Source organism: Pseudomonas entomophila (genome assembly GCF_023277925.1).
Classification (GTDB): Bacteria; Pseudomonadota; Gammaproteobacteria; order Pseudomonadales; family Pseudomonadaceae; genus Aquipseudomonas; species Aquipseudomonas entomophila_D.
In genome coordinates, this window is the sequence record NZ_CP063832.1 from 4,551,472 (window position 1) to 4,574,867 (window position 23,396).

At 64.8% G+C, this 23,396-nt stretch carries 25 protein-coding genes and 1 tRNA gene; 14 read left to right on the plus strand and 12 right to left on the minus strand.

The annotated features are described in order from the left end of the window. Nucleotides 1-71: 71 nt before the first annotated feature. The 7 genes from IM733_RS20160 (at nucleotide 72) to rsd (ending at nucleotide 6,513) form a co-directional block, all read left to right on the plus strand. Nucleotides 72-509 (plus strand): MarR family winged helix-turn-helix transcriptional regulator, encoded by a 438-nt coding sequence (locus IM733_RS20160; RefSeq protein WP_248918189.1) that lies wholly within the window; start codon nucleotides 72-74, stop codon nucleotides 507-509. Beyond that, complete coding sequence (locus tag IM733_RS20165) at nucleotides 506-2,593, plus strand: FUSC family protein (protein WP_248918190.1); 2,088 nt, start codon at nucleotides 506-508, stop codon at nucleotides 2,591-2,593. Before IM733_RS20160 ends, IM733_RS20165 begins: the two co-directional genes overlap by 4 nt. After that, entirely contained in the window at nucleotides 2,590-2,802 is a 213-nt protein-coding gene (locus tag IM733_RS20170; protein WP_011531590.1) for a DUF1656 domain-containing protein, read from the plus strand. The genes IM733_RS20165 and IM733_RS20170 overlap by 4 nt, the downstream gene beginning before the upstream one ends. Further along, the gene (locus tag IM733_RS20175; RefSeq protein ID WP_248918191.1) at nucleotides 2,799-3,674 is read left to right on the plus strand and encodes an efflux RND transporter periplasmic adaptor subunit; all 876 of its coding nucleotides are present in this window, start codon (nucleotides 2,799-2,801) and stop codon (nucleotides 3,672-3,674) included. The genes IM733_RS20170 and IM733_RS20175 overlap by 4 nt, the downstream gene beginning before the upstream one ends. Then, nucleotides 3,671-5,089, plus strand: coding sequence for an efflux transporter outer membrane subunit (locus IM733_RS20180; protein ID WP_248918192.1), 1,419 nt, complete (start codon nucleotides 3,671-3,673; stop codon nucleotides 5,087-5,089). The genes IM733_RS20175 and IM733_RS20180 overlap by 4 nt, the downstream gene beginning before the upstream one ends. Before the next feature lie 215 nt (nucleotides 5,090-5,304). Then, nucleotides 5,305-5,811, plus strand: a complete 507-nt coding sequence (locus IM733_RS20185; RefSeq protein WP_248918193.1) for a disulfide bond formation protein B — start codon at nucleotides 5,305-5,307, stop codon at nucleotides 5,809-5,811. A 231-nt stretch (nucleotides 5,812-6,042) separates the two neighbouring features. Then, nucleotides 6,043-6,513, plus strand: a complete 471-nt coding sequence (rsd, locus tag IM733_RS20190) for a sigma D regulator (protein ID WP_248918194.1) — start codon at nucleotides 6,043-6,045, stop codon at nucleotides 6,511-6,513. Between the two features lies 1 nt (nucleotide 6,514). On the opposite strand, the gene IM733_RS20195 is transcribed toward rsd, so the two are convergent. Beyond that, nucleotides 6,515-7,174 carry an FKBP-type peptidyl-prolyl cis-trans isomerase gene (locus IM733_RS20195; RefSeq protein ID WP_248918195.1) on the minus strand — a complete coding sequence of 220 codons (660 nt, stop codon included), beginning with the start codon at nucleotides 7,172-7,174 and terminating at the stop codon, nucleotides 6,515-6,517. 224 nt (nucleotides 7,175-7,398) lie between these two features. Between IM733_RS20195 and IM733_RS20200 the strand changes: the two genes are divergently transcribed. Next, nucleotides 7,399-8,325 carry an AlgP family protein gene (locus tag IM733_RS20200; RefSeq protein WP_248918196.1) on the plus strand — a complete coding sequence of 309 codons (927 nt, stop codon included), beginning with the start codon at nucleotides 7,399-7,401 and terminating at the stop codon, nucleotides 8,323-8,325. On the opposite strand, the gene IM733_RS20205 is transcribed toward IM733_RS20200, so the two are convergent. Continuing rightward, entirely contained in the window at nucleotides 8,301-8,780 is a 480-nt protein-coding gene (locus tag IM733_RS20205) for a TIGR02444 family protein (protein ID WP_248918197.1), read from the minus strand. The two genes, IM733_RS20200 and IM733_RS20205, sit on opposite strands and share 25 nt — an antisense overlap. Before the next feature lie 50 nt (nucleotides 8,781-8,830). On the opposite strand from IM733_RS20205, the gene IM733_RS20210 reads away from it, so the two are divergent. The 3 genes from IM733_RS20210 to IM733_RS20220 all read left to right on the plus strand — a co-directional run bounded on the left by IM733_RS20210 (nucleotide 8,831) and on the right by IM733_RS20220 (nucleotide 12,113). Then, a complete protein-coding gene (locus IM733_RS20210) occupies nucleotides 8,831-10,741 on the plus strand; it encodes an ATP-binding cassette domain-containing protein (protein WP_248918198.1) in 1,911 nt (636 codons plus the stop codon). Then, nucleotides 10,741-11,328, plus strand: a complete 588-nt coding sequence (locus IM733_RS20215; RefSeq protein ID WP_248918199.1) for a mechanosensitive ion channel family protein — start codon at nucleotides 10,741-10,743, stop codon at nucleotides 11,326-11,328. The genes IM733_RS20210 and IM733_RS20215 overlap by 1 nt, the downstream gene beginning before the upstream one ends. Before the next feature lie 152 nt (nucleotides 11,329-11,480). After that, the gene (locus tag IM733_RS20220; RefSeq protein ID WP_011531600.1) at nucleotides 11,481-12,113 is read left to right on the plus strand and encodes a LysE family transporter; all 633 of its coding nucleotides are present in this window, start codon (nucleotides 11,481-11,483) and stop codon (nucleotides 12,111-12,113) included. 89 nt (nucleotides 12,114-12,202) lie between these two features. Here IM733_RS20220 and IM733_RS20225 read toward each other — a convergent pair whose 3' ends face one another. Together IM733_RS20225 and IM733_RS20230 are read right to left on the minus strand one after the other, a co-directional pair. Continuing rightward, complete coding sequence (locus tag IM733_RS20225; RefSeq protein ID WP_248918200.1) at nucleotides 12,203-12,955, minus strand: slipin family protein; 753 nt, start codon at nucleotides 12,953-12,955, stop codon at nucleotides 12,203-12,205. Between the two features lie 2 nt (nucleotides 12,956-12,957). Further along, nucleotides 12,958-14,301, minus strand: a complete 1,344-nt coding sequence (locus IM733_RS20230) for an NfeD family protein (protein ID WP_248918201.1) — start codon at nucleotides 14,299-14,301, stop codon at nucleotides 12,958-12,960. Between the two features lie 96 nt (nucleotides 14,302-14,397). Here IM733_RS20230 and IM733_RS20235 point away from each other — a divergent pair, with 96 nt between their 5' ends. The 3 genes from IM733_RS20235 (at nucleotide 14,398) to IM733_RS20245 (ending at nucleotide 15,868) form a co-directional block, all read left to right on the plus strand. After that, complete coding sequence (locus IM733_RS20235; protein WP_248918202.1) at nucleotides 14,398-14,856, plus strand: aminoacyl-tRNA deacylase; 459 nt, start codon at nucleotides 14,398-14,400, stop codon at nucleotides 14,854-14,856. Nucleotides 14,857-14,916: 60 nt separating this feature from the next. Then, a complete protein-coding gene (locus tag IM733_RS20240) occupies nucleotides 14,917-15,159 on the plus strand; it encodes a DUF2789 domain-containing protein (RefSeq protein ID WP_248918203.1) in 243 nt (80 codons plus the stop codon). 70 nt (nucleotides 15,160-15,229) lie between these two features. Then, nucleotides 15,230-15,868, plus strand: a complete 639-nt coding sequence (locus IM733_RS20245; RefSeq protein WP_248918204.1) for an NADH:ubiquinone oxidoreductase subunit N — start codon at nucleotides 15,230-15,232, stop codon at nucleotides 15,866-15,868. A gap of 3 nt (nucleotides 15,869-15,871) precedes the next feature. Here IM733_RS20245 and IM733_RS20250 read toward each other — a convergent pair whose 3' ends face one another. The 8 genes from IM733_RS20250 to IM733_RS20285 form a co-directional block, all read right to left on the minus strand. Continuing rightward, nucleotides 15,872-16,309, minus strand: a complete 438-nt coding sequence (locus tag IM733_RS20250; RefSeq protein ID WP_248918205.1) for a CBS domain-containing protein — start codon at nucleotides 16,307-16,309, stop codon at nucleotides 15,872-15,874. A gap of 304 nt (nucleotides 16,310-16,613) precedes the next feature. Next, nucleotides 16,614-17,069 (minus strand): DUF805 domain-containing protein, encoded by a 456-nt coding sequence (locus IM733_RS20255; RefSeq protein ID WP_248921206.1) that lies wholly within the window; start codon nucleotides 17,067-17,069, stop codon nucleotides 16,614-16,616. Nucleotides 17,070-17,096: 27 nt separating this feature from the next. After that, a complete protein-coding gene (locus tag IM733_RS20260; protein WP_213659106.1) occupies nucleotides 17,097-17,450 on the minus strand; it encodes a DUF4190 domain-containing protein in 354 nt (117 codons plus the stop codon). Between the two features lie 178 nt (nucleotides 17,451-17,628). After that, nucleotides 17,629-19,359 carry a dipeptidase gene (locus IM733_RS20265; RefSeq protein WP_248918206.1) on the minus strand — a complete coding sequence of 577 codons (1,731 nt, stop codon included), beginning with the start codon at nucleotides 19,357-19,359 and terminating at the stop codon, nucleotides 17,629-17,631. Between the two features lie 127 nt (nucleotides 19,360-19,486). Beyond that, nucleotides 19,487-20,338 (minus strand): alpha/beta hydrolase, encoded by an 852-nt coding sequence (locus IM733_RS20270; RefSeq protein WP_248918207.1) that lies wholly within the window; start codon nucleotides 20,336-20,338, stop codon nucleotides 19,487-19,489. 55 nt (nucleotides 20,339-20,393) lie between these two features. Next, nucleotides 20,394-20,470: transfer RNA gene (locus tag IM733_RS20275), tRNA-Arg, on the minus strand. 235 nt (nucleotides 20,471-20,705) lie between these two features. Then, nucleotides 20,706-21,569: an ABC transporter ATP-binding protein gene (locus tag IM733_RS20280; RefSeq protein ID WP_248918208.1), complete on the minus strand. Its 864-nt coding sequence runs from the start codon at nucleotides 21,567-21,569 to the stop codon at nucleotides 20,706-20,708. Continuing rightward, nucleotides 21,566-23,149, minus strand: a complete 1,584-nt coding sequence (locus tag IM733_RS20285; protein ID WP_248918209.1) for an ABC transporter permease — start codon at nucleotides 23,147-23,149, stop codon at nucleotides 21,566-21,568. The genes IM733_RS20280 and IM733_RS20285 overlap by 4 nt, the downstream gene beginning before the upstream one ends. Nucleotides 23,150-23,396 lie beyond the last annotated feature (247 nt).

Below are 23,396 nucleotides of genomic sequence, written 5' to 3' on the forward strand. Positions count from 1 at the left end.
CGGTTGACGACAGGGGGAGGGCAGGGCGTATATTGATAGTTAGCAAACTATGAATATCCTCGGTCTCCCTTATGTCCCTTGACGCACTGCACCTGAAAATCAGCAGCGGCATGGTCGTGGCCGCCCGGCATTGGCGTCGCCTGTGCCAGGGTGCGCTGACCGGCTATGGCATTTCCGAAGCCTGCGCCGTGCCGTTGCTGATGATCGTGCGCCTGGGCGACGGCGTGCACCAGGTGGCGGTGGCCCAGGCAGCCGGGTTGGAAAGCCCATCGCTGGTGCGCTTGCTCGACCAGTTGTGCAAGGCGGGCCTGGTGTGCCGCAGCGAGGACCCGCTGGACCGCCGCGCCAAGGCCCTGAGCCTCACCACCGAAGGCCGCGCCCTGGCCGAGTCCATCGAAGGTGAACTGGTGCGCCTGCGCCGCGAAGTGCTGCACGGCCTCGACCAGGCCGACCTGGAAGCCACCCTGCGGGTGATCCAGGCCTTCGAAACGGCGGGCGCGCTGCCATGAGCGGCTTCTTCAGCTCGGTGCCCCCGGCCCGCGACTGGTTCTATGGCGTGCGCACCTTCGCCGCCTCGATGATCGCCCTGTACATCGCCCTGCTTATGCAGCTGCCGCGCCCGTACTGGGCAATGGCCACGGTGTATATCGTCTCCAGCCCATTCCTCGGCCCGACCACGTCCAAGGCACTGTATCGTGCCCTTGGTACGCTGCTAGGCACCGGTGGGGCGATCTTCCTGGTGCCACCGCTGGTGCAGTCGCCTCTGCTGCTGAGCATCGCCATCGCCCTGTGGACTGGCACCCTGCTGTTCCTCTCGCTGAACCTGCGCACGGCCAATAACTACGTGCTGATGCTGGCCGGCTATACCCTGCCGATGATCGCCCTGGCCGTGGTCGACAACCCGCTGGCGGTGTTCGATGTGGCCTCTTCCCGTGCCCAGGAGATCTGCCTGGGGATCGTTTGCGCGGCGGTGGTCGGCGCGGTCTTCTGGCCCAGGCGCCTGGCGCCCGTGGTGGTCGGTGCCACCGGCAGCTGGTTCAACGAAGCGATCCGTTACAGCGACACCTACCTCGCCCGCGAGGCCAGCGCCGACAAGCTCGGCGGCATGCGCGGCGCGATGGTCGCCACCTTCAACTCGCTGGAGATGATGATTGGCCAGCTCGGCCACGAAGGCGCCGGCCCGCACACCTTGAAAAATGCCCGCGAGCTGCGCGGCCGCATGATCCACCTGTTGCCGGTGATCGATGCGCTCGACGATGCCCTGGTTGCCCTCGAAGGCCGAGCTCCCGCCCAGTTCGCCCAGCTGCAACCGGTGTTGGACAGCACCCGCGAATGGCTCAAGGGCACTGCCGAGAGTGCCTCGGTGGCGCGTTGGACCGCCCTGCATGAGCAGATCGACCGCCTGCAACCTGGTGCCGCGGCCATCGACCAGCGCGCCGAGTTGCTGCTGTCCAACGCCCTCTACCGGCTGACCGAATGGGCCGACCTTTGGCAGGACTGCTGCACCCTGCAGCATGCCTTGCGCACGGATGACGCCAAGCCCTGGCGCGCGGTGTATCGCCACTGGCGCCTGGGCCGCCTGACGCCGTTCTTCGACCGTGGCCTGATGCTCTACTCGGTGTTCTCCACGGTCACCGCCATCGTCGTCGCCTGCGGCTTGTGGATCGGCCTGGGTTGGAACGACGGCGCCAGCGCGGTGATCCTCGCTGCCGTGTCGTGCAGCTTCTTCGCCGCGATGGACGACCCGGCGCCGCAGATCTACCGGTTCTTCTTCTGGACGCTGATGTCGGTGATCTTCTCCAGCCTGTACCTGTTCCTGGTGCTGCCCAACCTGCACGACTTCGCCATGCTGGTGCTGGCCTTCGCCGTGCCGTTCATCTGCGTCGGCACCCTGACCGTGCAGCCGCGATTCTACCTGGGCACCTTGCTGACCATCGTCAACACCTCGACCTTCATCAGCATCCAGGGCGCCTACGACGCTGACTTCTTCACCTTCATCAACGCCAACCTGGCCGGCCCGGTGGGCCTGCTGTTCGCCTTTATCTGGACCCTGGTCGTACGTCCGTTCGGTGTGGAGCTGGCGGCCAAGCGCATGACCCGCTTCGCCTGGCGCGACATCGTCGAGATGACCGAGCCGGCCACGCTGGCCGAACACCGCCAGGTGGGCGTGCAAATGCTCGACCGCCTGATGCAGCACCTGCCGCGCCTGTCGCAGACGGGGCAGGACAGCGGCGTGGCCCTGCGCGACCTGCGTGTGGGCCTGAACCTGCTCGACCTGCTGGCCTACATGCCCCGTGCCGGCAGCCAGGCCCGCGAGCGCCTGCGCACCGTGGTCGAGGAAGTCGGCGGCCACTACGCCGCCTGCCTGCGCGCCAACCAGCGGCTGCACGCCCCGGCGGCGCTGCTGCGCAACATGGAGCGCGCGCGCCTGGCGCTGAACCTGGACGAACTGTACGAACGCGGCGATGCCCGCACTCACCTGCTGCACGCCCTGGCCGGCCTGCGCCTGGCACTGCTGCCAGGGGTCGAGGTGATGCTCGAGCCCGCCGAACAAACGCAATTGCCCCCCGGCCTCGATGGAGCGCCCCTGTGATCGGTGAACTGGATATCAGCGGGGTGTTCCTGCCCACGCTGCTGGTGATGATGTTTGGCACCTACCTGTTGTACCTGGGCGTGCACGCCGTGCTGGTACGCCTGCATTTCTACCGCCTGGTCTGGCACCGGGCGTTGTTCAACGTTGCCCTGTATGCCGTGCTGCTTGGCGCGGTGGACCATTTTTGCCGAAGCCTGATGCTGCCATGAAAAAACCTTTGCTGACCCTGGGCCGCGTGGTCCTGACCTTGCTGGTAGTGACCTTCGCCGCCGTGCTCGTGTGGCAGATGGTGGTGTACTACATGTTCGCGCCGTGGACCCGCGACGGGCATATCCGCGCCGACGTGATCCAGATCGCCCCCGATGTATCGGGGTTGATCCAGAAGGTCGAGGTGCGCGACAACCAGACCGTCAAGCGCGGCGACGTGCTGTTCACCATCGACCAGGACCGCTTCACCCTGGCTCTGCGCCAGGCCAGGGCGACCCTTGCCGAGCGCCAGGAGACCCTGGCCCAGGCCTCGCGCGAGGCCCTGCGCAATCGCAAGCTGGGCAACCTGGTGGCGGCCGAGCAACTGGAAGAGAGCCAGTCCCGCGAGGCCCGTGCGCGCTCGGCGGTCAATGAAGCCCAGGTACAGGTGGACGTCGCCCAGCTCAACCTCGACCGCTCGGTGGTGCGCAGCCCGGTGGACGGCTACCTCAATGACCGCGCCCCGCGTGCGCACGAGTTCGTCAGCGCCGGCCACCCGGTGCTGTCGGTGGTCGACAGCGCTTCCTACCATGTTGACGGCTACTTCGAAGAAACCAAGCTGGGTGGCATCCACATTGGCGATGCCGTTGAGATCCGCGTGATGGGCGACAACACCCGGCTGCGCGGCCGCGTGCAGAGCCTGGCCGCCGGCATCGAGGACCGCGACCGCAGCAGCGGTGCCAACCTGCTGCCCAACGTCAACCCGGCGTTCAGCTGGGTGCGCCTGGCCCAGCGGATCCCGGTGCGGATTGCGTTCGACGAGGTGCCGGAAGACTTCCGCATGATTGCCGGGCGCACCGCCACGGTGTCGATCATCGAGGACAAGCGCCCATGAAACACCTGATCTTGGTGGGGCTCAGCCTGTCCTTGGGTGCCTGCATGATGGTCGGCCCGAACTACCAGGTGCCCAAGGACGCGGCCGTGCAGCGCGCCGACCTCAACGGCCCGCTGCGCCAGGACGCCGACAGCGTGGTGTCGGCACCGGTGGCCGAGGACTGGTGGCAGCTGTATCAAGATCCGCGCCTGGACGCGCTGGTGCGTCAGGCGTTGAGCGCCAACACCGAGTTGCGCGTGGCCGCCGCCAACATCGCCAAGGCCCGTGCCCAGGTCGAAGTGGCCGAGTCCCAGGGCGGCTTCAATGGCGGTATCAAGGCGGGCGCCCAGCGCCTGCAGGAGTCCGGCGAGGCCTTCCTGCTACCGGAGAAAGTGCCGGTGGCCAACATCGGCGAGGCGATCATCAGCGCCAGCTACCAGTTCGATTTGTGGGGCACCTTCAAGCGCGGTACCGAGGCCGCCAAGGCCAACGCTGATGCGGTGCAGGCGGCTGCCGACACCGCGCGCATCACCCTGGTGGCCGATGTAGTCAGGGCCTACACCCAAGTGTGCTCGGCCAACGAGGAATACCACATCGCCCGCGAGTCGCTGGACCTGCAGGAGCAGAGCGTGCAGCTGACCCGGCGCCTGCGTGACGCCGGCCGCGGCGACGAGACCCAGGTCACCCGTTCGCAAACGCAGTTCAAGTCGCTGCGTGCCGAGTTGCCGCGTTTCAAGGCCGAGCGTGAGGCTGGCCTGTACACATTGGCCGCATTGCTGGCCAAACCCGTCGAGCAACTGCCTGCGGGCACCGCCGATTGCACCGAGCTGCCGCAGCTGGCGCAACTGATCCCGGTGGGTGACGGTGCCGCGCTGCTCAAGCGCCGCCCCGACGTGCGCCAGGCCGAGCGCCAGCTGGCGGCGGCGACCGCCTACATCGGCGTGGCCACGGGCGCCCTGTACCCGGACATCAGCATCGGCGCGCAGGTGGGTACCATCGGCCTGCTGAAGAACCTCGGCGAGCCCTCGACCAACCGTTGGGGCTTCGGGCCACAGATCAGCTGGAACATCCCCACCAATGGCACCCGCGCGCGTATTCGCGAGGCAGAGGCCTCCACCCAGGCGGCGTTGGCGCACTTCGATGGCGTGGTGCTCAACGCCATTCGCGAAACCCAGACCCGCCTGGCCCAGTACAGCGCCTTGCTCGACCGCCGCGATGCCCTGGCCGACGCCGAGCGTTCGGCCAAGGAATCGGCGGACCAGACGCACCTGCGTTACCAGGTAGGGCGTGAGTCGTTCCTCGCCGACTTGCAGGCAACCCGTACCTACACCGATGTGCGGGCACAACTGGCGGCGGCGAACAGCCAGGTGGCGATGGGGCAGATTGGCGTATTCCTGGCCCTGGGTGGGGGCTGGAAAGGCGCGACGCAGCAATAGCGAAATACTTATCCACAGGCTCCAGCGCGGGTTGGAGCCTGCCTTACAGCGTCGCGTCGAAAATTCCCCTTGCTCCATAGGAATGCTCCTACTTGCATTAGAAGCGTTTCCCTGCCAATCAGCGACTTGTCCGCGTCGTAGCGCCTTGATACAAAGCGCCTCTTTCCTCTACCGTTTCCAATCACTTCTCCCAACTTCGCGGACATTCATCGCCCATGTCGCTGGCCTGCTTGCGCAGCTTTTTCCTTCCCGCCCTGCTGGCCTCGATGGCTGTGCTGGTGGCGTCGTTTCAACTGGAATCGGTCGTCGGTCTGGTGCCCTGCGCGCTGTGTTTCAGCCAGCGCCTGATGCTGGGGGCATACGCCCTGGTGTGCCTGGTTGCGCTCGTGCATTCGCCCACTGAGCATGGGCGGCGGGGTTATGCGTGGCTGGCGCTTGCCGGCGCACTCGGTGGCGCGTTGCTGGCCGGCCGGCATGTCTGGCTGCAAGGTGACCTCCTGCTGGCCGACGGCTGCCCTCTGCCGGTAGATCAAATCTTGCAGCGCCCCATGGGCGAGATCTTGCGGATGTTCCTGCTGGGCAGCCCGGATTGCGTCTCCATCAGCTGGAGTTTTCTCGACCTGACCTTGCCCGAATGGAGCCTTCTGGCGTTTTTGCTGCTAGCCGCGATGCCCTTGTCCTGGCTGGTGGCGTATCGATTCCGCAAACGTGTGATGGCTTGATCCAGAGCAATGCTGCAGGGATTGCTCGACCAGTGGCAGGTAGGAACGGGATTAAACGCTTGTATGAACTTTGTCCACTGCGTACCTTGAAGGCCAGGTCGCGCGGGAATAATCTCGCAGCACGCATACCCAAAACACACCTGTTCGATGCCGTCCTGCTGATGTCACCTTTGTGCCACGGTGTTGTGTCGCGAGGTGCAGCGGCATCTATCCAGAAGGGAAGAGATCGCCATGCTCGATAGTTGCCAGAACGCCCAGGAACGCTGGGGCGGTGTTCACAAGCTGATCGATCGTTGGCTGGAGGAGCGCCAGGAGCTGGTGCAAGCCTTCCGCACATTGCGCGATGCCAAGCCGGCCTTTGCCGATAAGGACAAGAACCGCGATTTCTGCGCACTCCTGGTCGATTATGTCTCGGCCTGGCACTTCGAAGTCAGCGAGCAGCTGGTCAGCGAAGCCAAGGCCTTTGGCGATACCAAGGCCCTGGAGCTGGCCACGCAGATCAATCCCCGTATCGATGACAGCACCCAGATCGCGCTGGCCTTCAACGACCATTGCGAGAAGGGCGCGTGCACCGACCCCGAGCGCTTTGCGGACAAGCTGGGCAAGTTGGGCGGCCTGTTGCGCGAACGCTTCGAGCTGGAAGACTGCCTGATCGAAGTGCTGCACACCGCGCACAAGGAAGAGGACGCGGTGCAGGCCTGACTCAGTCGGCTACCGCCAGCAGTTCGATCTCGAACACCAGCGGGGTGTAGGGCGCGATCAGGTCGCCCGCGCCGTCGGCGCCATAAGCCTGCGCCGACGGTATCACCAGCCGCCATTTCGACCCCGCCTTCATCCTGGGCAGCGCCACCTGCCAGCCTTCGATCACCGAGTCCAGCTTGAACCATTGCGGTTGCTGGCTCTGGTCGAACACCGAGCCGTCCGGCAGTTTCCCCACATAACGTACTTGCACGCTGCCGGTGGCCTTGGGCTGTGCGCCGTTGCCGCTGGCCAGTTCGCTGTAGAGGATGCCTTCGGGCAGTTCATGCACACCGGCGCGTGCGCGCTCGGCGGCCATGAAGCGCTTTTCCGCGCTCAGCAGGGTGTCCACGCGCACCTGTTCGGCGGCGGCATTGGCCTGCTCTTCATGCTTTTGCAGGATCGCCTCCATCTGTGACTTGGCGATCCGTGGCGGCTGGCCCTGATAGGCCTGGCGCAGGCCTTCGACCAGGGCATCGAGCTGCAGGCCAGGCACCTCCTGGCGCAGGCGCTCGCCCAGGCTGGCACCCAGGCTGTAGGCCAGGTCGCTGTCGGGTGGCGACTCGGGGTTGGCCAGCGCCAGTGGGGCCACCAGGCACAGGCCAAGAATCAGGTAACGAGGCATGGTCGACTCCTGCTGCAAAGAGCGCGAAGTATGCCAGCGTTGCCGAAGAAAGATGCGCAATTGTCGGCAAGCTATTAACGGGCAACTACACTTACTTCCAGCTGCAAGACAACAACTTTGCCCAGGCATGCAACGCGGCGCTACTGATACTGTCAACATGCCCTAGCGGCAGTAGCAGCAGAAGCATAGTATGAGTCGCACTCTCGTCAGCCAGGAGGTAATCCATGTCGGCCAAAAAGAAAGCAGTCAGTACGCCGTTGCACCTGCTCCAGCAACTTTCGGGCAGCCTGCTCGAACATTTGGAAGATGCCTGCTCCCAAGCACTGGCGGATGCCGAGAAACTGTTGGCCAAGTTGGAAAAACAACGTGGCAAGGCGCAGGAGAAACTGCACAACGCACGCCTGAAGTTGCAGGACGCGGCCAAGGCTGGCAAAGCCAAGGCGCAAGGCAAGGCGCAGAAGGCTGCCGGTGAACTTGAAGCACTGCTCGACGCACTCAAGGACCGCCAGGCGCAGACCCGCACCTATATCCAGCAGCTCAAGCGTGACGCTCAAGAAAGTTTGAAACTGGCCCAGGGCGTGGGTAAGGTTCGTGAAGCTGCGGCCAAGGCGCTGCACTTGCGCACCGAGACACCGAAGGCTGCTGCAAAACCTGCGGCCAAACCGGCCGCCGCCAAAGCCCCGGCCAAGACTACCGCAGCCAAACCAGCCGCCAAGGCTCCGGCCAAGACTGCCGCAGCCAAACCTGCAGCCAAACCGGCTGCCGCCAAGGTTCCGGCCAAGACTGCCGCAGCCAAACCTGCAGCCAAACCAGCCGCCGCCAAGGCTCCGGCCAAGACTGCCGCAGCCAAACCTGCAGCCAAGCCAGCCGCCGCCAAAGCCCCGGCCAAGACTGCCTTAGCAAAACCTGCAGCCAAGCCAGCCGCCAAACCAGCGGCCGCCAAAGCCCCGGCCAAGACCGCCGCAGCAAAACCTGCGGCCAAGCCGGCCGCCAAACCCGCCACCGTCAAGGCCCCAACCAAGCCTGCCGCCGCAAAACCAGCAGCCAAGCCAGCCACTCCGGCTGCCAGCGCTAGCCCGGCCCCAGTGGCGGCTCCAGCAGCACCGGCCCCGGCCAGCACCCCGGCTCAGTCGCCTTCCTCGGCCTCCTGAAGCCTCCGGGCCACGGCGCGCAGCGTATGCAGCGCGTCGTGATCCCGGGCCTGGTCCGGTGCCAGCCGGGCCAGCCAATCTTCCGTCTCATTCTGTTCGGCGGGCCACTCGCGGGCCAATGCGTCCAGGCGCTCAAGCAGAGTACGTTCAGCCTGTAGCTCCAGGTTCTTCACCTGCTCACGCAGCACGCTCAAGTTTGGGTCGGCCAGCGCCTGCTCGCGCCACTGCTGGCGCAGTGTGCGCAGCGGGGAGACCACGTCCCGCTGCCAGGGGCTGGCTAATGCTTGAAGGGCCTGTATCCGTTGTTCATTTGGAGCTACCTGGCGTGCCAGCAGCCAAGTGCCGCAGAGCAGCAGGCAAACATCGCCGCCCAACGCCTGGAGGGCCAGGCAGGCGCCTTCGACACCTGGCCGTGCGTACAGGGCCATGGCATGGTTCCACAGGTCGGTGTGCATGGTTTCACTCGCGCCAGTGGTCGGGGAAGCTGGTAGACTCCGCGACCATCATGATCAGACTATCGAACCTCACTTTACAGCGTGGTCCACAGCGCCTGCTAGAAGGCGCCGAGATGACCCTGCACACCGGTCACAAGGCCGGCCTGATCGGTGCCAACGGCGCCGGTAAATCCAGCCTGTTCGCGCTGCTGCGTGGTGAGCTGTCGCCCGATGCCGGCGACTGCCTGCTGCCAGGCGACTGGCGCATCGCCCACATGCGCCAGGAGGTCGACACCCTCGACCGCATCGCCGTGGACTATGTGCTCGATGGCGATGCCCGCCTGCGCAAGGTCCAGGCCGACCTGGCCGCCGCCGAGCAGGCCCACGACGGCACCGCCCTGGCGCGCCTGCACAGTGAGCTGGACAGTGCCGACGGCTATACCGCCGACGCGCGCGCGCGCAAGCTGCTGGCCGGCCTTGGGTTCACCAACGAGCAGATGGACCGCCGCGTCGGCGACTTCTCCGGTGGCTGGCGGATGCGCCTGAACCTGGCCCAGGCGCTGATGTGCCCGTCCGACCTGCTGCTGCTCGACGAGCCCACCAACCACCTGGACCTCGACGCCATCCTCTGGCTCGAGGACTGGCTCAAGGGCTACCCGGGCACGCTGCTGCTGATCTCCCACGACCGCGATTTCCTCGATGCCGTGGTCGACCATGTGCTGCATGTCGAGCAGCGCAAGCTCAATCTCTACAAGGGCGGTTACAGCGCCTTCGAGCGCACCCGCGCCGAACGCCTGGCGCAACAGCAGCAAGCCTACGAGAAGCAGCAAGCGCAGCGCGCGCACATGGAAAAGTACATCGCCCGCTTCAAGGCCCAGGCCACCAAGGCCCGCCAGGCGCAGAGCCGGATCAAGGCCCTAGAACGCATGGAGGAGCTGTCGGCGGCCCACGTCGACTCGCCGTTCGACTTCGTCTTCCGCGAGTCGGAGAAAATTTCCAGCCCCTTGCTCGACCTGTCCGAAGGCCGCCTGGGCTATGGCGACAAAGCCATCCTCGAGAAGGTCAAGCTGCAGCTGGCGCCGGGCGCGCGCATCGGCCTGCTTGGCCCCAACGGCGCGGGCAAGTCGACCCTGATCAAGAACCTCGCCGGTGAGCTGCAGCCGTTGTCCGGCCGCCTGGTGCGGGGTGAGAACCTCGCTGTTGGCTACTTCGCCCAGCACCAGCTCGACTCGCTGGACGACAAGGCCAGCCCGTTGCTGCACTTGCAGCGCATCGCCCCCGGCGAGCGCGAGCAGACCCTGCGCGACTTCCTCGGTGGCTTCGACTTCCACGGCAACCGCGTCGACGAGCCGGTGGTCAATTTCTCCGGTGGCGAGAAGGCGCGCCTGGCCCTGGCGCTGATCGCCTGGGAACGGCCGAACCTGCTGCTGCTCGACGAACCGACCAACCACCTGGACCTGGAGATGCGCCTGGCGCTCACCATGGCCCTGCAAGAGTTCGCCGGCGCCGTGGTGGTGGTATCCCACGACCGTCACCTGCTCAAAAGCACCACCAACGACTTCCTGCTGGTGGCCGACGGCAAGGTCGACACCTACGACGGCGACCTGGACGATTACAGCCGCTGGCTGGTCGAGTACCGTCAGCGCAACGCGCCGGCCAGCAGTACGCCAGTCAACCCGGACAAGACTGACAAGAAAGCCCAGCGCCAGGCCGCCGCGGCCTTGCGCCAGCAGTTGGCGCCGCACAAGAAGGCGGCCGACAAGCTGGAAACCGAGCTCAACCAGGTCCACAAGGAACTGGCCGAGATCGAAGCAGCCTTGGGCGACAGTGGCTTGTACGAGGCCTCGCGCAAGGACGAACTGCGCGACCTGCTGGCCCGCCAAACCAAGTTCAAGCAGCGCGAAGGCGAGCTTGAAGAGGCCTGGATGGAAGCTCTGGAAACGCTGGAAAGCATGCAGGCTGAGCTCGAGGCGCTGAGCTGATGGAGGAACTGCGTTCGCTGCTGCCAGGGCAATGGATGGACACGTTCTGGCTGGGGCTGCAGATCCTGCTGATCCTGATTGCCGCGTTCATCCTGCAGCGTATGGTCGCCCGAGGGCTGAGAAGCCTGGGCGAGCGTTATCCGCTGCCCCACGAGTTGATGGTGCCAGTGCGCGGCGCCTTGCGCTGGCTGATCATGGGCAGCGCGCTGTTGTTCGTGCTGGAACGGATGGGGGTATCGGCCACGGTACTGTGGACGGCGCTCTCCGGTTTCGTCGCGGTGGCGGCGGTGGCCTTCTTCGCCATCTGGAGCGTGCTGTCGAACCTGCTGTGCGCGGTGCTGATCTTCACCGTGGGGCCGTTTCGCATCGGTGATGTGGTCGAGCTGGTCGATACCCTCGACAAGCCGGGAGTCAAAGGCCGGGTGATCGCCATCAACCTGCTTTACACCACGCTGATGGAAACGCCTGAGGCGGGTGGGGCGCTGGTGCAGGTGCCGAACAGCCAGTTCTTCCAGAAGGCGGTGCGGCGTTGGCGGGGGGCTGAAGTGCCGATGCCTGTCAAAGACCCAGCCATCGAGGCAGATTGAAGCCTGATGTCATCCGCACTGGCCGGTTCGCCGGCAAAGCCGGCTCCTACAGGTACAGCGCAGTGCCTGTAGACGGTGTAAAAACCACTGGTTATTTTTTCGCCAGCACCGTAGCTTAACGTTTTGCAATAAATGTTCGAGCGAGGTGTGCGATGTCGATGGAAACGTGGTTGGCGTTCTTTGCCGCGTGCTGGGTGATCAGCCTGTCGCCGGGTGCCGGGGCCATCGCCTCGATGTCCAGCGGGCTACAGTATGGCTTCTGGCGCGGCTACTGGAATGCCTTGGGCCTGCAACTGGGCCTGATCGTGCAGATCGCCATCATTGCCGCTGGCGTTGGCGCCATCCTCGCCGCTTCGGCAACCGCCTTCCAGATCATCAAGTGGTTCGGTGTCGTCTACCTGGTCTACCTTGCCTACAAGCAATGGAAAGCCTTGCCGATGGACATGAGCGACGAGTCCGGCGTGCGCCCGATTGGTAAGCCGTTGAGCTTGGTGTTCCGGGGCTTCCTGGTCAACGTCAGCAACCCGAAGGCGCTGGTATTCATGCTCGCGGTGCTGCCGCAGTTCATCAACCCGCATGAAGCGCTGCTGCCGCAGTACGTGGCGATCACCGTGACCATGATCAGCGTCGACATGCTGGTGATGGCGGGCTACACCGGGCTGGCGTCGCGGGTGCTGCGCCTGTTGCGCACCCCTAAACAGCAGAAGCGCCTGAACCGCACCTTCGCCGGGCTGTTCATCGGTGCCGCGACATTCCTTGCGACCCTGCGTCGGGCGCCGATCTGAACTTCATACCGTTCATCCTGTAGGAGCCAACGTGCTGGCGAATGGCCCTGTTCGCCAGCACGCTGGCTCCTACAGGGGATCGTGTGGCCTCAACGCTGTTTGTCCATCAGCCCCTTGAGCAGGTCCACCGGCAAGGGGAAGACGATGGTCGAGCTCTTGTCCCCGGCAATCGCCCCCAGCGTCTGCATATAGCGCAACTGCATCGCCCCAGGCTCCTTGCCCAGCATCTGCGCCGCCTGCATCAGTTTCTCCGACGCCTGCAGCTCGCCTTCGGCGTGGATCACCTTGGCCCGCCGTTCGCGCTCGGCCTCGGCCTGGCGGGCGATGGCGCGGACCATCGACTCATTGAGGTCGACGTGCTTGATCTCGACATTGGCCACCTTGATGCCCCAGGCGTCGGTCTGCGCGTCGAGCACGGCGCGGATGTCGGCGTTGAGCTGCTCACGTTCGGCCAGCAGTTCGTCAAGCTCGTGCTTGCCCAGCACCGCGCGCAGGGTGGTTTGGGCCAGCTGGCTGGTGGCGCTGAGAAAGTCCTCGACCTGGATGATCGCCTTCTGCGGGTCGAGCACGCGGAAGTACACCACGGCGTTAACCTTCACCGAAACGTTGTCGCGGGTGATCACGTCCTGGGGCGGCACGTCGAGCACCACCGTGCGCAAGTCGACCCGCACCATTTGCTGGATACCCGGGATCAGGATGATCAGCCCCGGCCCCTTGACCTGCCAGAAGCGCCCGAGCTGGAACACCACCCCGCGTTCGTACTCGCGCAGGATACGCAAGGCCGACAGCAGCAACAGGGCCAGCAGCACCAGCAGGGTGCCGAAACCGAACTGCATGAACATCTTCATTCTCCTAGCGCCGTGGGCGCGGTGGCGCTGACTTCGAGCGTCAGGCCGTTACGGGCCAAGACCCTGACGTGCTGGCCGGGTTGCAAGGGGGTCGCGCACTGCGCCTGCCACTGTTCGCCCTGGGCCTGTACCGAGCCGAGGAACGGGTTGTCCTGGTGTACCACGGTCACGGTGACCAGGCTGCCCACCAGCCCGGCGTCGCCGCTGACCAGCGCCCGCCGCCGCGCTCTGAGCGCCATGCCCAGCACGCCGCCGAGCAGCAGCGCCGAGACCATGGCAAGGCTGATGATCAACGCCAGGGGGATACCAAAGCCTGGAGCATTGGTGTCCATCAGGATCAGTGCGCCAACCACGAAGGCGACAATGCCGCCGAAACCGATCACGCCGAAGCTGGGCAGGAACGCTTCGGCAATCATGAAAGCGATCCCCAGCAGGATCAGCGCCACGCCGGCATGGCTGACGGGTAACAGTTGCAGGGCATACAACGCCAGCAACAGACTGATGCCGCCGACCACGCCTCCCGCGCCGGTGCCGGGGTTCATGAATTCGAACAATAGGCCGTACACCCCGATCATGATCAGGATCAGCGCCACGCTGGGGTTGGTGATCACCGCCAGCAGGCGAGTGCGCCAGTCGGGCAGGTGTTCCACCACGGCGGCGTCGGCGGTGCGCAGTTGCACGGGCAGGCCAGCGACCTGGACGGTGCGGCCATCGAGCTGGCGCAGCAGTTCCGGCAGGTCGCTGGCGACCAGGTCGATCACCTTCAGGCGCAGGGCTTCGCTGGCCGAGAGACTCACGGCCTCGCGCACCGCTTTTTCCGCCCAGTCGGCGTTGCGCCCGCGCAACTCAGCCAAGCCTCGGATATAGGCGGCGGCATCGTTGACCTGCTTGCGAGCGAGGGTGTCGTCTTCGTTGTTGGCGGGAGGTTTGTCGCCCATGCCAGGCGCGCCGATCTGCACCGGCGTCGCCGCGCCCAGGGTGGTACCAGGCGCCATCGCCGCCACATGGCTGGCATAGAGGATGTAGGTGCCGGCGCTGGCTGCCCGGGCGCCGCCGGGAGCGACGAAGGTGACCACCGGCACGGGGCTGGCGAGGATGGCCTTGATGATCTGGCGCATGGCGCTGTCCAGTCCACCGGGGGTGTCCAGGCGGACCACCACCAGTTGCGCACCCTGCGCCTGTGCTTGTTCAAGGCCGCGCAGCAGATAGTCGGCGCTGGCCGGGCCGATGGCATCGTCGACGCTCAGCAGCCAGGCATCGCCGCCTGGCGCGGCCTGGCCGCCCGGAGCGAGGCCAAGCAACAGTGACAGCAACAACACGCGCCAGCCGTGAGCGATCACCTGTCGTCACCTCGTGCGGACCTGTTCCTGAAGTTTAGTCGTGCCCGACCGACCACGGCCTAAACTTGAGGGTGGGGGCTAAACCGGAGGTGCATCATGCGAATGGCCAAGACCCTTCAGCAGCGCCTGGACCAGGCCAACTGCGACTACGACATCGTTCCCCATCCACATTCGGCCACCAGCCTGGAGTCGGCGCGCACGGCCGGCGTACCCGCAGAGCGGGTCGCCAAGTCGGTGATGCTCGACGATCGCCATGGCAACTACATCATGGCCGTGCTGCCGGCCAACCGGCACCTGGACATGACCGAGGTGCGCATGACCGGCGCCTGGCAGCTGACCCGCGAGAGCGCGCTGCCCAGCCTGTTCGGCGATTGCGAGCGTGGCGCGATCCCGGCGCTCGGCGATGCCTACAACATCCCGATGCTGCTCGACCGCACACTCACCCGCCAGGGTGATGTCTATCTTGAGGCGGGTGACCACGATCACCTGATCCACATGAGCATGGAGCAATACTTGAAACTGGTGCCGCGCGCCGAAGTGCGCGAATTGAGCTGATGCTCGCAAACCACACCGGGCTGGCGTCGTGGACGACCGGCCCGGCCAGAGGAGTGAACCATGGAAGCGCCGATCCACAAGTTTTCCGAACTGTTCAAACAGCTAGGGTTAGCCGATGATCCTGTCGGTATTGACCAGTTCATCACTAGCCATTCCCCCCTCAAGGGGGACGTGAAGTTGGTCGACGCGCCCTTCTGGAACGATGCCCAGCGGGGGTTCCTGAGGGACAGCATCAATGAAGATGCCGATTGGGCGGAGCTGTTCGACCAACTCAACGAAGCCTTGCGTCGCCCCCGACAATAAAGCGCCGAGCGGCACCTGATGGGTGATCGGGCCGTTGCTATGCTCAGGAAAAACAACAGGGGATGGCGCGATGAAAGATCCCTATGCACCAGGTTTCTGGTGCTCCGTGACGATCCTGGGCACCCTGACCGCCGGCTACTTCTATGGTATCCGGCACACCCAGCAGATGAACCAGGCCGTGCAGTTTCTGTATGCCGCCGCCGCCGTGACCGCGGGGGTGGCATTGTGCGGGCTGGCATGGATCGCCTGGCAGCAGTTGCACCTGAACCGCCGCGAAGTGGCGCAGGGGCGAACGCTGCTGACCATCTGGAACACCAAGGTCGCCCTGCGCCGGGTTGAGACGGTGTTCGACCGTTATTTCTGGGGTAGCTACTGGCACTCCGGGCGGACGTTCGAAGAGGTCATGGGCGAGCTCAAGGGCACACCCCTGGAGCAAAGCCTGGATGCCCTCAAGCGCCAGTGCCGGGAGCTCGACCGGGAAGTGCATGATCACCATCATCACTGGCTGGCCAATGCCCGCGACCTGTCCAGCGTGGCCACGGCCATGGCCCGCGAGCGCTATCAGCTGGACCTGTGCGATGCGCCAATACGCGACGGTGGCAACACCGCAGTGCTCAACCGTGACCTGGAAGTGCTGGTGTACACCTGGTCGGCGCGGCTGCGCAGCTTCGATCATCAGCTGGACGAGCTGGAGCGCGCCTACCACTGAGGGTTATTCACCGCGAATGTACTGCTCCAGCTGGAGGATGAGGTTGGCCTGCTCGGCGATGGTCTCTTTCACCAGGTCGCCGATCGACAGCAGCCCGAGCAGTTGGCCATTGTCCACCACCGGCAGGTGACGCAGGTGGCGGTTGGTCATCAGGTTCATGCAGTACTCGAGGTTCTGCTTGGGCTCCACGGTGACCACCGGCGAACTCATGATCTCGCGTACGGTGGTGAAAGGTGAAGAACGGCCCTTGAGCACCAGCTTGCGAGCATAGTCACGCTCACTGACGATCCCGACCACCTGGTCGTTCTCCACCACCGGCAGGGCGCCGATGTTTTTCTCCGCCAGCAGTTTCAAGGCATCGAGCACCGAATCATCAGGGGCGATGGTATAGACGGCCTGAGGTTGCGACTTGTTTTTCAGAATCTGTTCGACGTTCTTCATACGGGCCTCAGTGGGTGGGACGGCAATGTGTCGGAGTAAATAAAGCATCCGGCACGGCGCTCTGCACGGCAATGCAGGAAACGGCATGGAGGCGATTGAAAAACGTCATGCACGGGCAGCATGAAAAAAGGCGGCCCGAAGGCTAATGCCAGTCAGTTAAGAGAAAACGGCGCTTCCCCTCACTGGGAAAGCGCCGTTTTTTCGTTAGCCTCGTCATCGGTTTGAGGAAGAGGCCGCTTGTTCAGAGGCTTAACTGACTGGCATTAGCCCGAAGGCCGTCTTTCGATTCCCGCGCAGGCTGCGCCTACACCAGGCCCTTGGGGCTCGGGCCGAAGCGGTTGTTGCCTGGGGTGCCGTCCTTGATCAGGAACACCAAGCCGACGATAGGCACCAGCAACCACCAGCCGCTGTGGTCATTGTCGTGCACACGACGTACGGCAACGGCGATGCTCGGGATCATGATCGCCAGGTTGTACACCAGGCCCAGCAGCGGCTTGGTGCCGATAGCATTGTCGACGATACCGATCGCGATCGTGATCAACAGGTTGAACAGCACGAACATCCAGTATTCCTTGCGGCGCGCGCGGCCCTTGAATACGGCGTACTTCTTCATCACTTCGATGTAGGCATTGCCACTGCTCACGGCAGTGGTACCCGCGATTGTGCCGTTGCCGGCAGTGGCGGCCTGGGGTGCGCCGCAGCCCGGGCAGCTCAGGGCCGATTGATGGATCTGTTTGGCGCAGCCGCGGCAGAACACCATGCTCATTTGTTTTCCCTCACGTTTTAATTAGCTAGCAGATAGGCCGATGAAGCACAGCAGTGAAATGACTGCCATGACCACGCCGGCGATGGCCATGCCGTTACCGGGCTTCTTCTGACTGATGCTGACGATGCCCAGGACCAGGCCCGCCATTGAAAGCATGACCATCCCAAGGAGGGTTTCACCGTCCCAGTCAGCGTCATCGAACAGCGTCAGTACACAGAGGATGCCGAGAATCAGGGAGACGATGCCCATCCACGGCGATTCGCCGCTGACCGGGTTCGTGGGGGAGATTGCGTGCTGTGGAGCGCCGCATTGTGGGCAAGTGGGTGCCGTTTCGTGCAGCTGTCTGGCACAGCCGCGGCAATAGACCATCGCCATCGCAATTCCTTTTGTAGCGTTCGTCGAACGCGTCCCTGTTCGCATAACGTGTCACCCGAACGGGTGGCCGGCGCGAAGGTTACCAAACATTTCATGGGTGGCGAAACAGTGGCGCCAGAAAATCCACACGCAAACGAGAAAGGCGCCCGCAGGCGCCTCCCGTCTTTACACGCGTGCCTCAGAGTTTTGGCATCTGCCCGATCCGCGCCACCATCTCGCTGACGATCTGCAGGTCGAGCATGAACTGCTCCACGGTCTTGAACTCGTTGTCGTTGTGGCCGGTGTACTTCACATCAGGCATGGCCAGGCCGAACTGCACGCCGTTGGGCAGGTCGTGCACCGAGGTGGCGCCGGCGGAGGTGCCGAACTCATGCTTCATGCCCAGGTTCTCGCTGGCCACGGCCAGCAGTGCCTTGACCCACTCGCCTTCGGGGTTGCGGTACATCGGCTCGTCGAGGGTGTAGTCGAAGGCCACCGAGGTGTGGCTGGTACGCGCCCACTCGCCGAGCTTGTCGGAGAGCTCGGCCTTGAGCGTCTCGAGCGACTTGCCCTTGGGAATGCGCAGGTTTACCGCCAGCTTAAGCGCCTTGTCATCCAGGCCGACGAAGGTCAGCGAGGTGGTCAGCGGGCCCATGAAACTGTCCTTGAAGCCCACACCGAGCTTGTTGCCCAGGTAGTCCAGGCCCCAGTTGTCGGCGGCGTAGCGGGCAGCGTCGGTGATGTGGTTGTGCTTGAGCGGCACCTGCTTCTGCACGCCGTTGAGGAAGTCGAGCATGCGCGCCACCGGGTTGACCCCGGACTCAGGCTCGGAGGAGTGGGCCGACACACCGGTCACGGTCAGCAGCACCTGCTTGCCGTCGGCCTTGGCGTCGATGCTGAAGTCGCCGCCATGTTGCTTGACGTACTCGGCGCCGGCTTTTTCCAGGGCCTTGGCCACGTCGGCTGGCTTGTCGCTGATCAGCGTCGCCACCGAGCTGCCCGGGATCTGGTTGGTGGCCAGGCCGCCGGTCAGTTTCACCACCTCGGCGCCATTACCGGTACCAGCGCGCTTGGCGAAGGTGGCCATGACCGTGCCGTAGCCTTTCTCGGCGATCACCACTGGGTAGCCGCCGTCCAGTGCCAGGTTGTAGTCGGGGGTGGCGTTGCGTTCGAAGTAGTAGGGGATGGCGTCGCCGGTGGTTTCCTCGGTGGTGTCCACCAGCAGCTTGAACTGGCGCGCCAGCGGCAGCTTCTCGTCCTTGGCCACTTTCAACGCATAGAGCGCGACGACGATGCCGTTCTTGTCGTCCTCGGTGCCACGGCCGTACATGCGGTCGCCCACCAGGGTGACCTTGAACGGATCGAGTTTGGTGCCGTCCTTGAGCTTCCAGTTTTCCGGGGTCACCGGTACCACGTCGGCGTGGGCGTGGATACCGATCACTTCCTTGCCTTCGCCGAGGGAGATCTCGTAGACACGGTTGTCGACGTTACGGAACTGCAGGCCGAAGCCCTCGGCCAGGGCCTTGATCTTGTCGGCGATCTTGAGGAATTCCGGGTTCTCGTGTTGCGGCACGCCCTCTTTGCGCACCGTCGGGATCTCCACTAGTTCGCGCAGGGTCTGCTTGGCGGCCTCGCCGTACTTGATCCGGGTGTACAGGCCCAGCAGGCGGTTGATCTCGTCTTGCTGTTCGCTGCTCAGCGGTTTGCCGGCCAGGTACAGCTTGAGGGTGTCAGCGAGCTTGTCGGCCTTGGCCAGGTCGCTGCCGGCCAGTTTGCCGAGGAACTGCTTGAAGTCGGCGGGGTTGCTGCCGTCGTAGGCCTTGACGATGGCGGCGGACTGTTGCTGGGAGAGGTTGGCGTGGGCCGGGATCGACAACATCGCCAGGCTGGCCAGCATCACGGAAGCGGCGGAAAGCTTGGAAAATGGCATGGGTGTGCGCATTCCTTTGCAAGGGTGGGTGGTGCCCGTTTACGCAAACGGGAAGAGGCCCACGCTAACACCAATGCAGGCCTGCTTGGGAGAGCTAACACCGTGCATTCATGCACAATTTCGCCAGTTAGTGTTCGCGCCCGCAGCGCGCCGGTTCGGCGAGCAGGCCTGGCCAGCGCGCCGCCCAGTCACCCCCATGGCCCATCCCGGGAACCCCGCGTACTTGCGTGCAGTCGCCGGCCACAGCCTGGGCGAATCGTTCGGCGATCACGCCAGGCACGACGCGGTCGGCGCTGCCATGGAAGTGAATCTGTGGCAGCGCGCGCAGCCTGGCAGCCTGGTCGATCGGGTTGAGAGACTCGGGCATGGGGGTGGTCCTGTGCAACCGGTTGAACTCGGCGACATCGAGATTGCCCGCCACGGTGCGCAGGCTGGCGATGTCCACCCGGCGCGCCGCCAGCAGCGCGGCGATGGCGCCACCGCCGGAGTAGCCGATCAGGTGCAGCGGTTGCCCGGGCACTTGCCGGGCATAGTGATCGACCGCCTGGTCCATGGCCTGCACCACGTCTTCGGCGAACCGCCTGCCGGTCCAGTACGTCACGGCGCAGCGCGGGTTGTCGGCCATTCGGGCGAATTGGCAGGGGCGGGCGAGGTAGAGCACATTGGCGGACGAGTCCGCGGCCGCCAACGCCAGCCCCACTGGGTTGAGCGGCGTGGGGTCGTCCGAGGGCTGCGAGCGGCTGCGGAAGGCCAAGCCGTCGCCTTCGATGTATACCGTCAGCGGCAGGTCCGGGCGCTCGATGCGCACGTAACTGGCCAGCAGGAAGGTATCGGTGCGTACCTGCTCGCGCATCAAGTTCACGGTGCTGGCCAGCGCGTCTGCCTGTTGGCTGCGCTGCTGCGGCAAGGGCAAGGTCGCGCAGCCATGCAGGCCAAGGCAGACAAGCAGCGCCACAGTGGTCCCGCAGTTGGCTTTCACGCTACCGGTGCCCTGAAACGAAAAAACCCCGGAAGCATTCCGAGGTTTTTGAAAATGGCGCACTCGGCGGGATTCGAACCCACGACCCCTGCCTTCGGAGGGCAGTACTCTATCCAGCTGAGCTACGAGTGCAACGGGCCGCATCATACCCATCAATGCCGATGGCGTCCATTGCCTTGATATGCGGCTGTTTTTCCCTGTGGCTTGCTTTGACTAAATGACCTGCCACGCCCTCAGGTAGGCGCGGCTGCAGCCGCGATCATCCGCGAAGCGGATGCCAGGCACCGTGATGCCCGCATCGCGGCTGAAGCCGCTCCTACAGGGCAGGGGCAAGCGATTCTTCCCGGCTGCGCAGTGGCGCTGATCGCTACAGCGCGATGAGCTCCGCACGCAACCCCTCCACGCGCAAGGGCGCAGGCTTGATGTAGGGCTGGCCACCGGTGATCTGATGCAGGACCTTCTCCCGCAGCGCGTGCAACGCCACGCCGGTACGCCGGCGTGGATGCGGCAGGTCGATCGGCACCACGGACTTGATGCGCCCGGGGCGTGGCTCCAGCACCACCACCCGGTCGGCCAGGTAGGTGGCCTCCTCGGCATCATGGGTCACCAGCAGGGTGGTGATACCCGAGCGTTCGCGAATGGCCAGCAGTTCGTCCTGCAGTTGCTGGCGGGTCAAGGCGTCCAGTGCGCCGAACGGCTCGTCCAGCAACAAGATCCGCGGGCTGGCCACCAAGCCGCGGGCGATGGCCACGCGCTGGGCCATGCCGCCGGACAACTGGTGCGGGTAGGCCGACTCGAAACCTGTCAGCCCCACCAGTTGCACGTATTCATGCACGCGTCGGGCGCGCTCGCCTTGGGTGAGGTGTTCGTTGACCAGGCCCAGGGCGATGTTCTGCTCGACGGTCAGCCAGGGGAACAGCCGGTGCTCCTGGAACACGATGCCCCGCTCGCCACCGATGCCGGTGACCGGCTTGCCGTCGACCCGGATGCTGCCGCTGTAGTCGTTGTCCAGCCCCACCAGCAGGCGCAACAGGGTGGACTTGCCGCACCCCGACGCACCGACGATGGCGATGAACTCGCCCTCGTCGATCGCCAGGTTGAAGTCGCGGATGGCCTCGAAGGCTTGGCCGTCGACGCTGAAGGTCTTGCCGACCCCCTCGAAGGTGACCAGCGGCGGGGTGGCGTCGGGTTGGTTGGCCGCGTGCAGGGCCGGGGCTATGAAGGCGTTCATGCGGATCTCCAGCGCGTGGCGCGCGATTCGAGGCGTTGGCCGAGGTGGCCGAGCAGGGCGCCGACCAGGCCGATCAGGACCATGGCGGCCATCACCTGGTCCATGCGGAACAATTGCTGGGCGCCGATCATCAGGCTGGCGATGCCGCCGTCCGAGGGCATGAAGTACTCGGCGCCGATGGTACCGAGCCAGGCGTAGATCAACGCCAGGCGCAGGCCGGCGAAGATGGCCGAGGCGGCGCCAGGCAGCACCAGCAGGCGCAGGCGGTGGCGCAGGCCCAGGCGCAGGGCCTGCGCCGCCTCGCCGAGTTGCGGCGAGAGGCTGGCAATGCCGCGCTGGGTGGCGATCAGCAGCGGGAAGAACGCCGCCAACCCAACGAACACTAGCTTGGCGCTTTCACCCAGGCCGAACCAGGCGGTGAGCAGTGGTACCCAGGCGAACAGCGCCACTTGACGCAACGCCGACAGGCTGGGGCCGAGCAGGCGCTCGGCGGTGGGCGACAGGCCCAGCAGCAAGCCCAGGGCGAAGCCCGCACCGCCGCCGATCAGCAACCCGGCGAGGGTGCGCTGCAGGCTCAGGCGCAAAGCCTCGGGCAGCGAACCGTCCATCAGCCCGGTGTACAGGCTGCGCAGCACTTCCAGTGGCGAGCTGAGGATGTGCGCATCGACCCAGCCGAAGCTGTTGGCCGCCTGCCACACCACCAGCACTGCCGTAGGCAGCAACAGGCTCTGCCCGCTGTTCGTGGCGGTGCCGCGCGCCTGTTGGCCCATGGCCGGCTGTGGCCAGAACAGCAGGCGGCGTTCCAGCCGCGAGAAGCCGCGATCCATCAAGGCACCGACCAGGCCGATCACCAGGATGCACAGGAACACCAGGTCGAGCATGAACAGCTGGCGCCCCCAGACCATCAGGTAACCGATGCCTTCGCTGGAGGCCAGCAGCTCCACCGCCAGCAAGGAGGTCCAGGCGGTCGCCAGGGCCAGGCGAACCCCCGCGAGGCATGCCGGCAGGGCGGCCGGCAGCAGCAGGCGCAGGAACACCAGGTGGGCGGGCAGGCGCAGGGTGGCGGCTGCTTCGCGCAGTTTGGGCTGGGCATCGCGCACGCCGACCAGGGTGTGCAGGGTGACCGGCACCACCACGGCCTTGACCAGCACCACCAGCTTGAGCAGCTCGCCGATGCCGAAGAACAGCATGAACAGTGGGATCCAGGCCAGGGTCGGGATCTGCGCCAGGGCGATGAAGGTCGGTAGCACCAGCGTTTGCGCACGCTGCGACGCGCCCAACCAGGCACCCAGCAGCAACCCGCTGGCGACCCCCGCCAATAGTCCCCAGATCAGCCGTTGCATACTTATCCACAGATGCCCCCAGAGCTCGCTGGAGCCGTACTCCAGCGCGCTCTGCCAGACCATCGACGGCGCGGGTAGGATCTGCTCGCTCATCCAGTGTTCACGGCTGGCGATCATCCACAATGCCGCCACCGCCAACGGCACAACCCACGGTACGCAGGAGCGGCCTTGAGCCGCGAAAGAGCCGCGTAGCGGCCCCCATCGACGGTGCTGGCCTACGCTCACGATTTCGCTCATCGAGGCACCTCTCAAACCATTCCTTGTTTATTCGTTTATGGAATTAAAAATTCTCACAAGCGAAATTCAAGAGATAAGAGCATGCGCCTGCCGCAGGTGAAAGCCCTAAGCCATTGCGTTTTCCTCATATTTTCCATGCATGCGCTGCAAGCCACCCGGCACCCCGCATGACGCCTTATTTATGTCTTCTGGTTACTAAAAAATGAAGTTTTGATCTTTGTAGGTTCTAACCAGACCTGCCTAGCTT

What these genes read in the sequence shown, in the direction of transcription:
- IM733_RS20235 (WP_248918202.1), top strand. Translation starts at nt 14,398, where the DNA reads ATGCGAATGGCCAAGACCCTTCAGCAGCGCCTGGACCAGGCCAACTGC.
- IM733_RS20205 (WP_248918197.1), bottom strand. Translation starts at nt 8,780, where the DNA reads ATGCACACCGACCTGTGGAACCATGCCATGGCCCTGTACGCACGGCCA.
- IM733_RS20285 (WP_248918209.1), bottom strand. Translation starts at nt 23,149, where the DNA reads ATGAGCGAAATCGTGAGCGTAGGCCAGCACCGTCGATGGGGGCCGCTA.
- IM733_RS20180 (WP_248918192.1), top strand. Translation starts at nt 3,671, where the DNA reads ATGAAACACCTGATCTTGGTGGGGCTCAGCCTGTCCTTGGGTGCCTGC.
- IM733_RS20225 (WP_248918200.1), bottom strand. Translation starts at nt 12,955, where the DNA reads ATGTTCATGCAGTTCGGTTTCGGCACCCTGCTGGTGCTGCTGGCCCTG.
- IM733_RS20185 (WP_248918193.1), top strand. Translation starts at nt 5,305, where the DNA reads ATGTCGCTGGCCTGCTTGCGCAGCTTTTTCCTTCCCGCCCTGCTGGCC.
- IM733_RS20175 (WP_248918191.1), top strand. Translation starts at nt 2,799, where the DNA reads ATGAAAAAACCTTTGCTGACCCTGGGCCGCGTGGTCCTGACCTTGCTG.
- IM733_RS20160 (WP_248918189.1), top strand. Translation starts at nt 72, where the DNA reads ATGTCCCTTGACGCACTGCACCTGAAAATCAGCAGCGGCATGGTCGTG.
- IM733_RS20240 (WP_248918203.1), top strand. Translation starts at nt 14,917, where the DNA reads ATGGAAGCGCCGATCCACAAGTTTTCCGAACTGTTCAAACAGCTAGGG.
- IM733_RS20195 (WP_248918195.1), bottom strand. Translation starts at nt 7,174, where the DNA reads ATGCCTCGTTACCTGATTCTTGGCCTGTGCCTGGTGGCCCCACTGGCG.
- IM733_RS20260 (WP_213659106.1), bottom strand. Translation starts at nt 17,450, where the DNA reads ATGGCGATGGTCTATTGCCGCGGCTGTGCCAGACAGCTGCACGAAACG.
- IM733_RS20215 (WP_248918199.1), top strand. Translation starts at nt 10,741, where the DNA reads ATGGAGGAACTGCGTTCGCTGCTGCCAGGGCAATGGATGGACACGTTC.
- IM733_RS20265 (WP_248918206.1), bottom strand. Translation starts at nt 19,359, where the DNA reads ATGCCATTTTCCAAGCTTTCCGCCGCTTCCGTGATGCTGGCCAGCCTG.
- IM733_RS20255 (WP_248921206.1), bottom strand. Translation starts at nt 17,069, where the DNA reads ATGGTGTTCTGCCGCGGCTGCGCCAAACAGATCCATCAATCGGCCCTG.
- IM733_RS20220 (WP_011531600.1), top strand. Translation starts at nt 11,481, where the DNA reads ATGTCGATGGAAACGTGGTTGGCGTTCTTTGCCGCGTGCTGGGTGATC.
- IM733_RS20210 (WP_248918198.1), top strand. Translation starts at nt 8,831, where the DNA reads ATGATCAGACTATCGAACCTCACTTTACAGCGTGGTCCACAGCGCCTG.
- rsd (WP_248918194.1), top strand. Translation starts at nt 6,043, where the DNA reads ATGCTCGATAGTTGCCAGAACGCCCAGGAACGCTGGGGCGGTGTTCAC.
- IM733_RS20280 (WP_248918208.1), bottom strand. Translation starts at nt 21,569, where the DNA reads ATGAACGCCTTCATAGCCCCGGCCCTGCACGCGGCCAACCAACCCGAC.
- IM733_RS20165 (WP_248918190.1), top strand. Translation starts at nt 506, where the DNA reads ATGAGCGGCTTCTTCAGCTCGGTGCCCCCGGCCCGCGACTGGTTCTAT.
- IM733_RS20245 (WP_248918204.1), top strand. Translation starts at nt 15,230, where the DNA reads ATGAAAGATCCCTATGCACCAGGTTTCTGGTGCTCCGTGACGATCCTG.
- IM733_RS20250 (WP_248918205.1), bottom strand. Translation starts at nt 16,309, where the DNA reads ATGAAGAACGTCGAACAGATTCTGAAAAACAAGTCGCAACCTCAGGCC.
- IM733_RS20200 (WP_248918196.1), top strand. Translation starts at nt 7,399, where the DNA reads ATGTCGGCCAAAAAGAAAGCAGTCAGTACGCCGTTGCACCTGCTCCAG.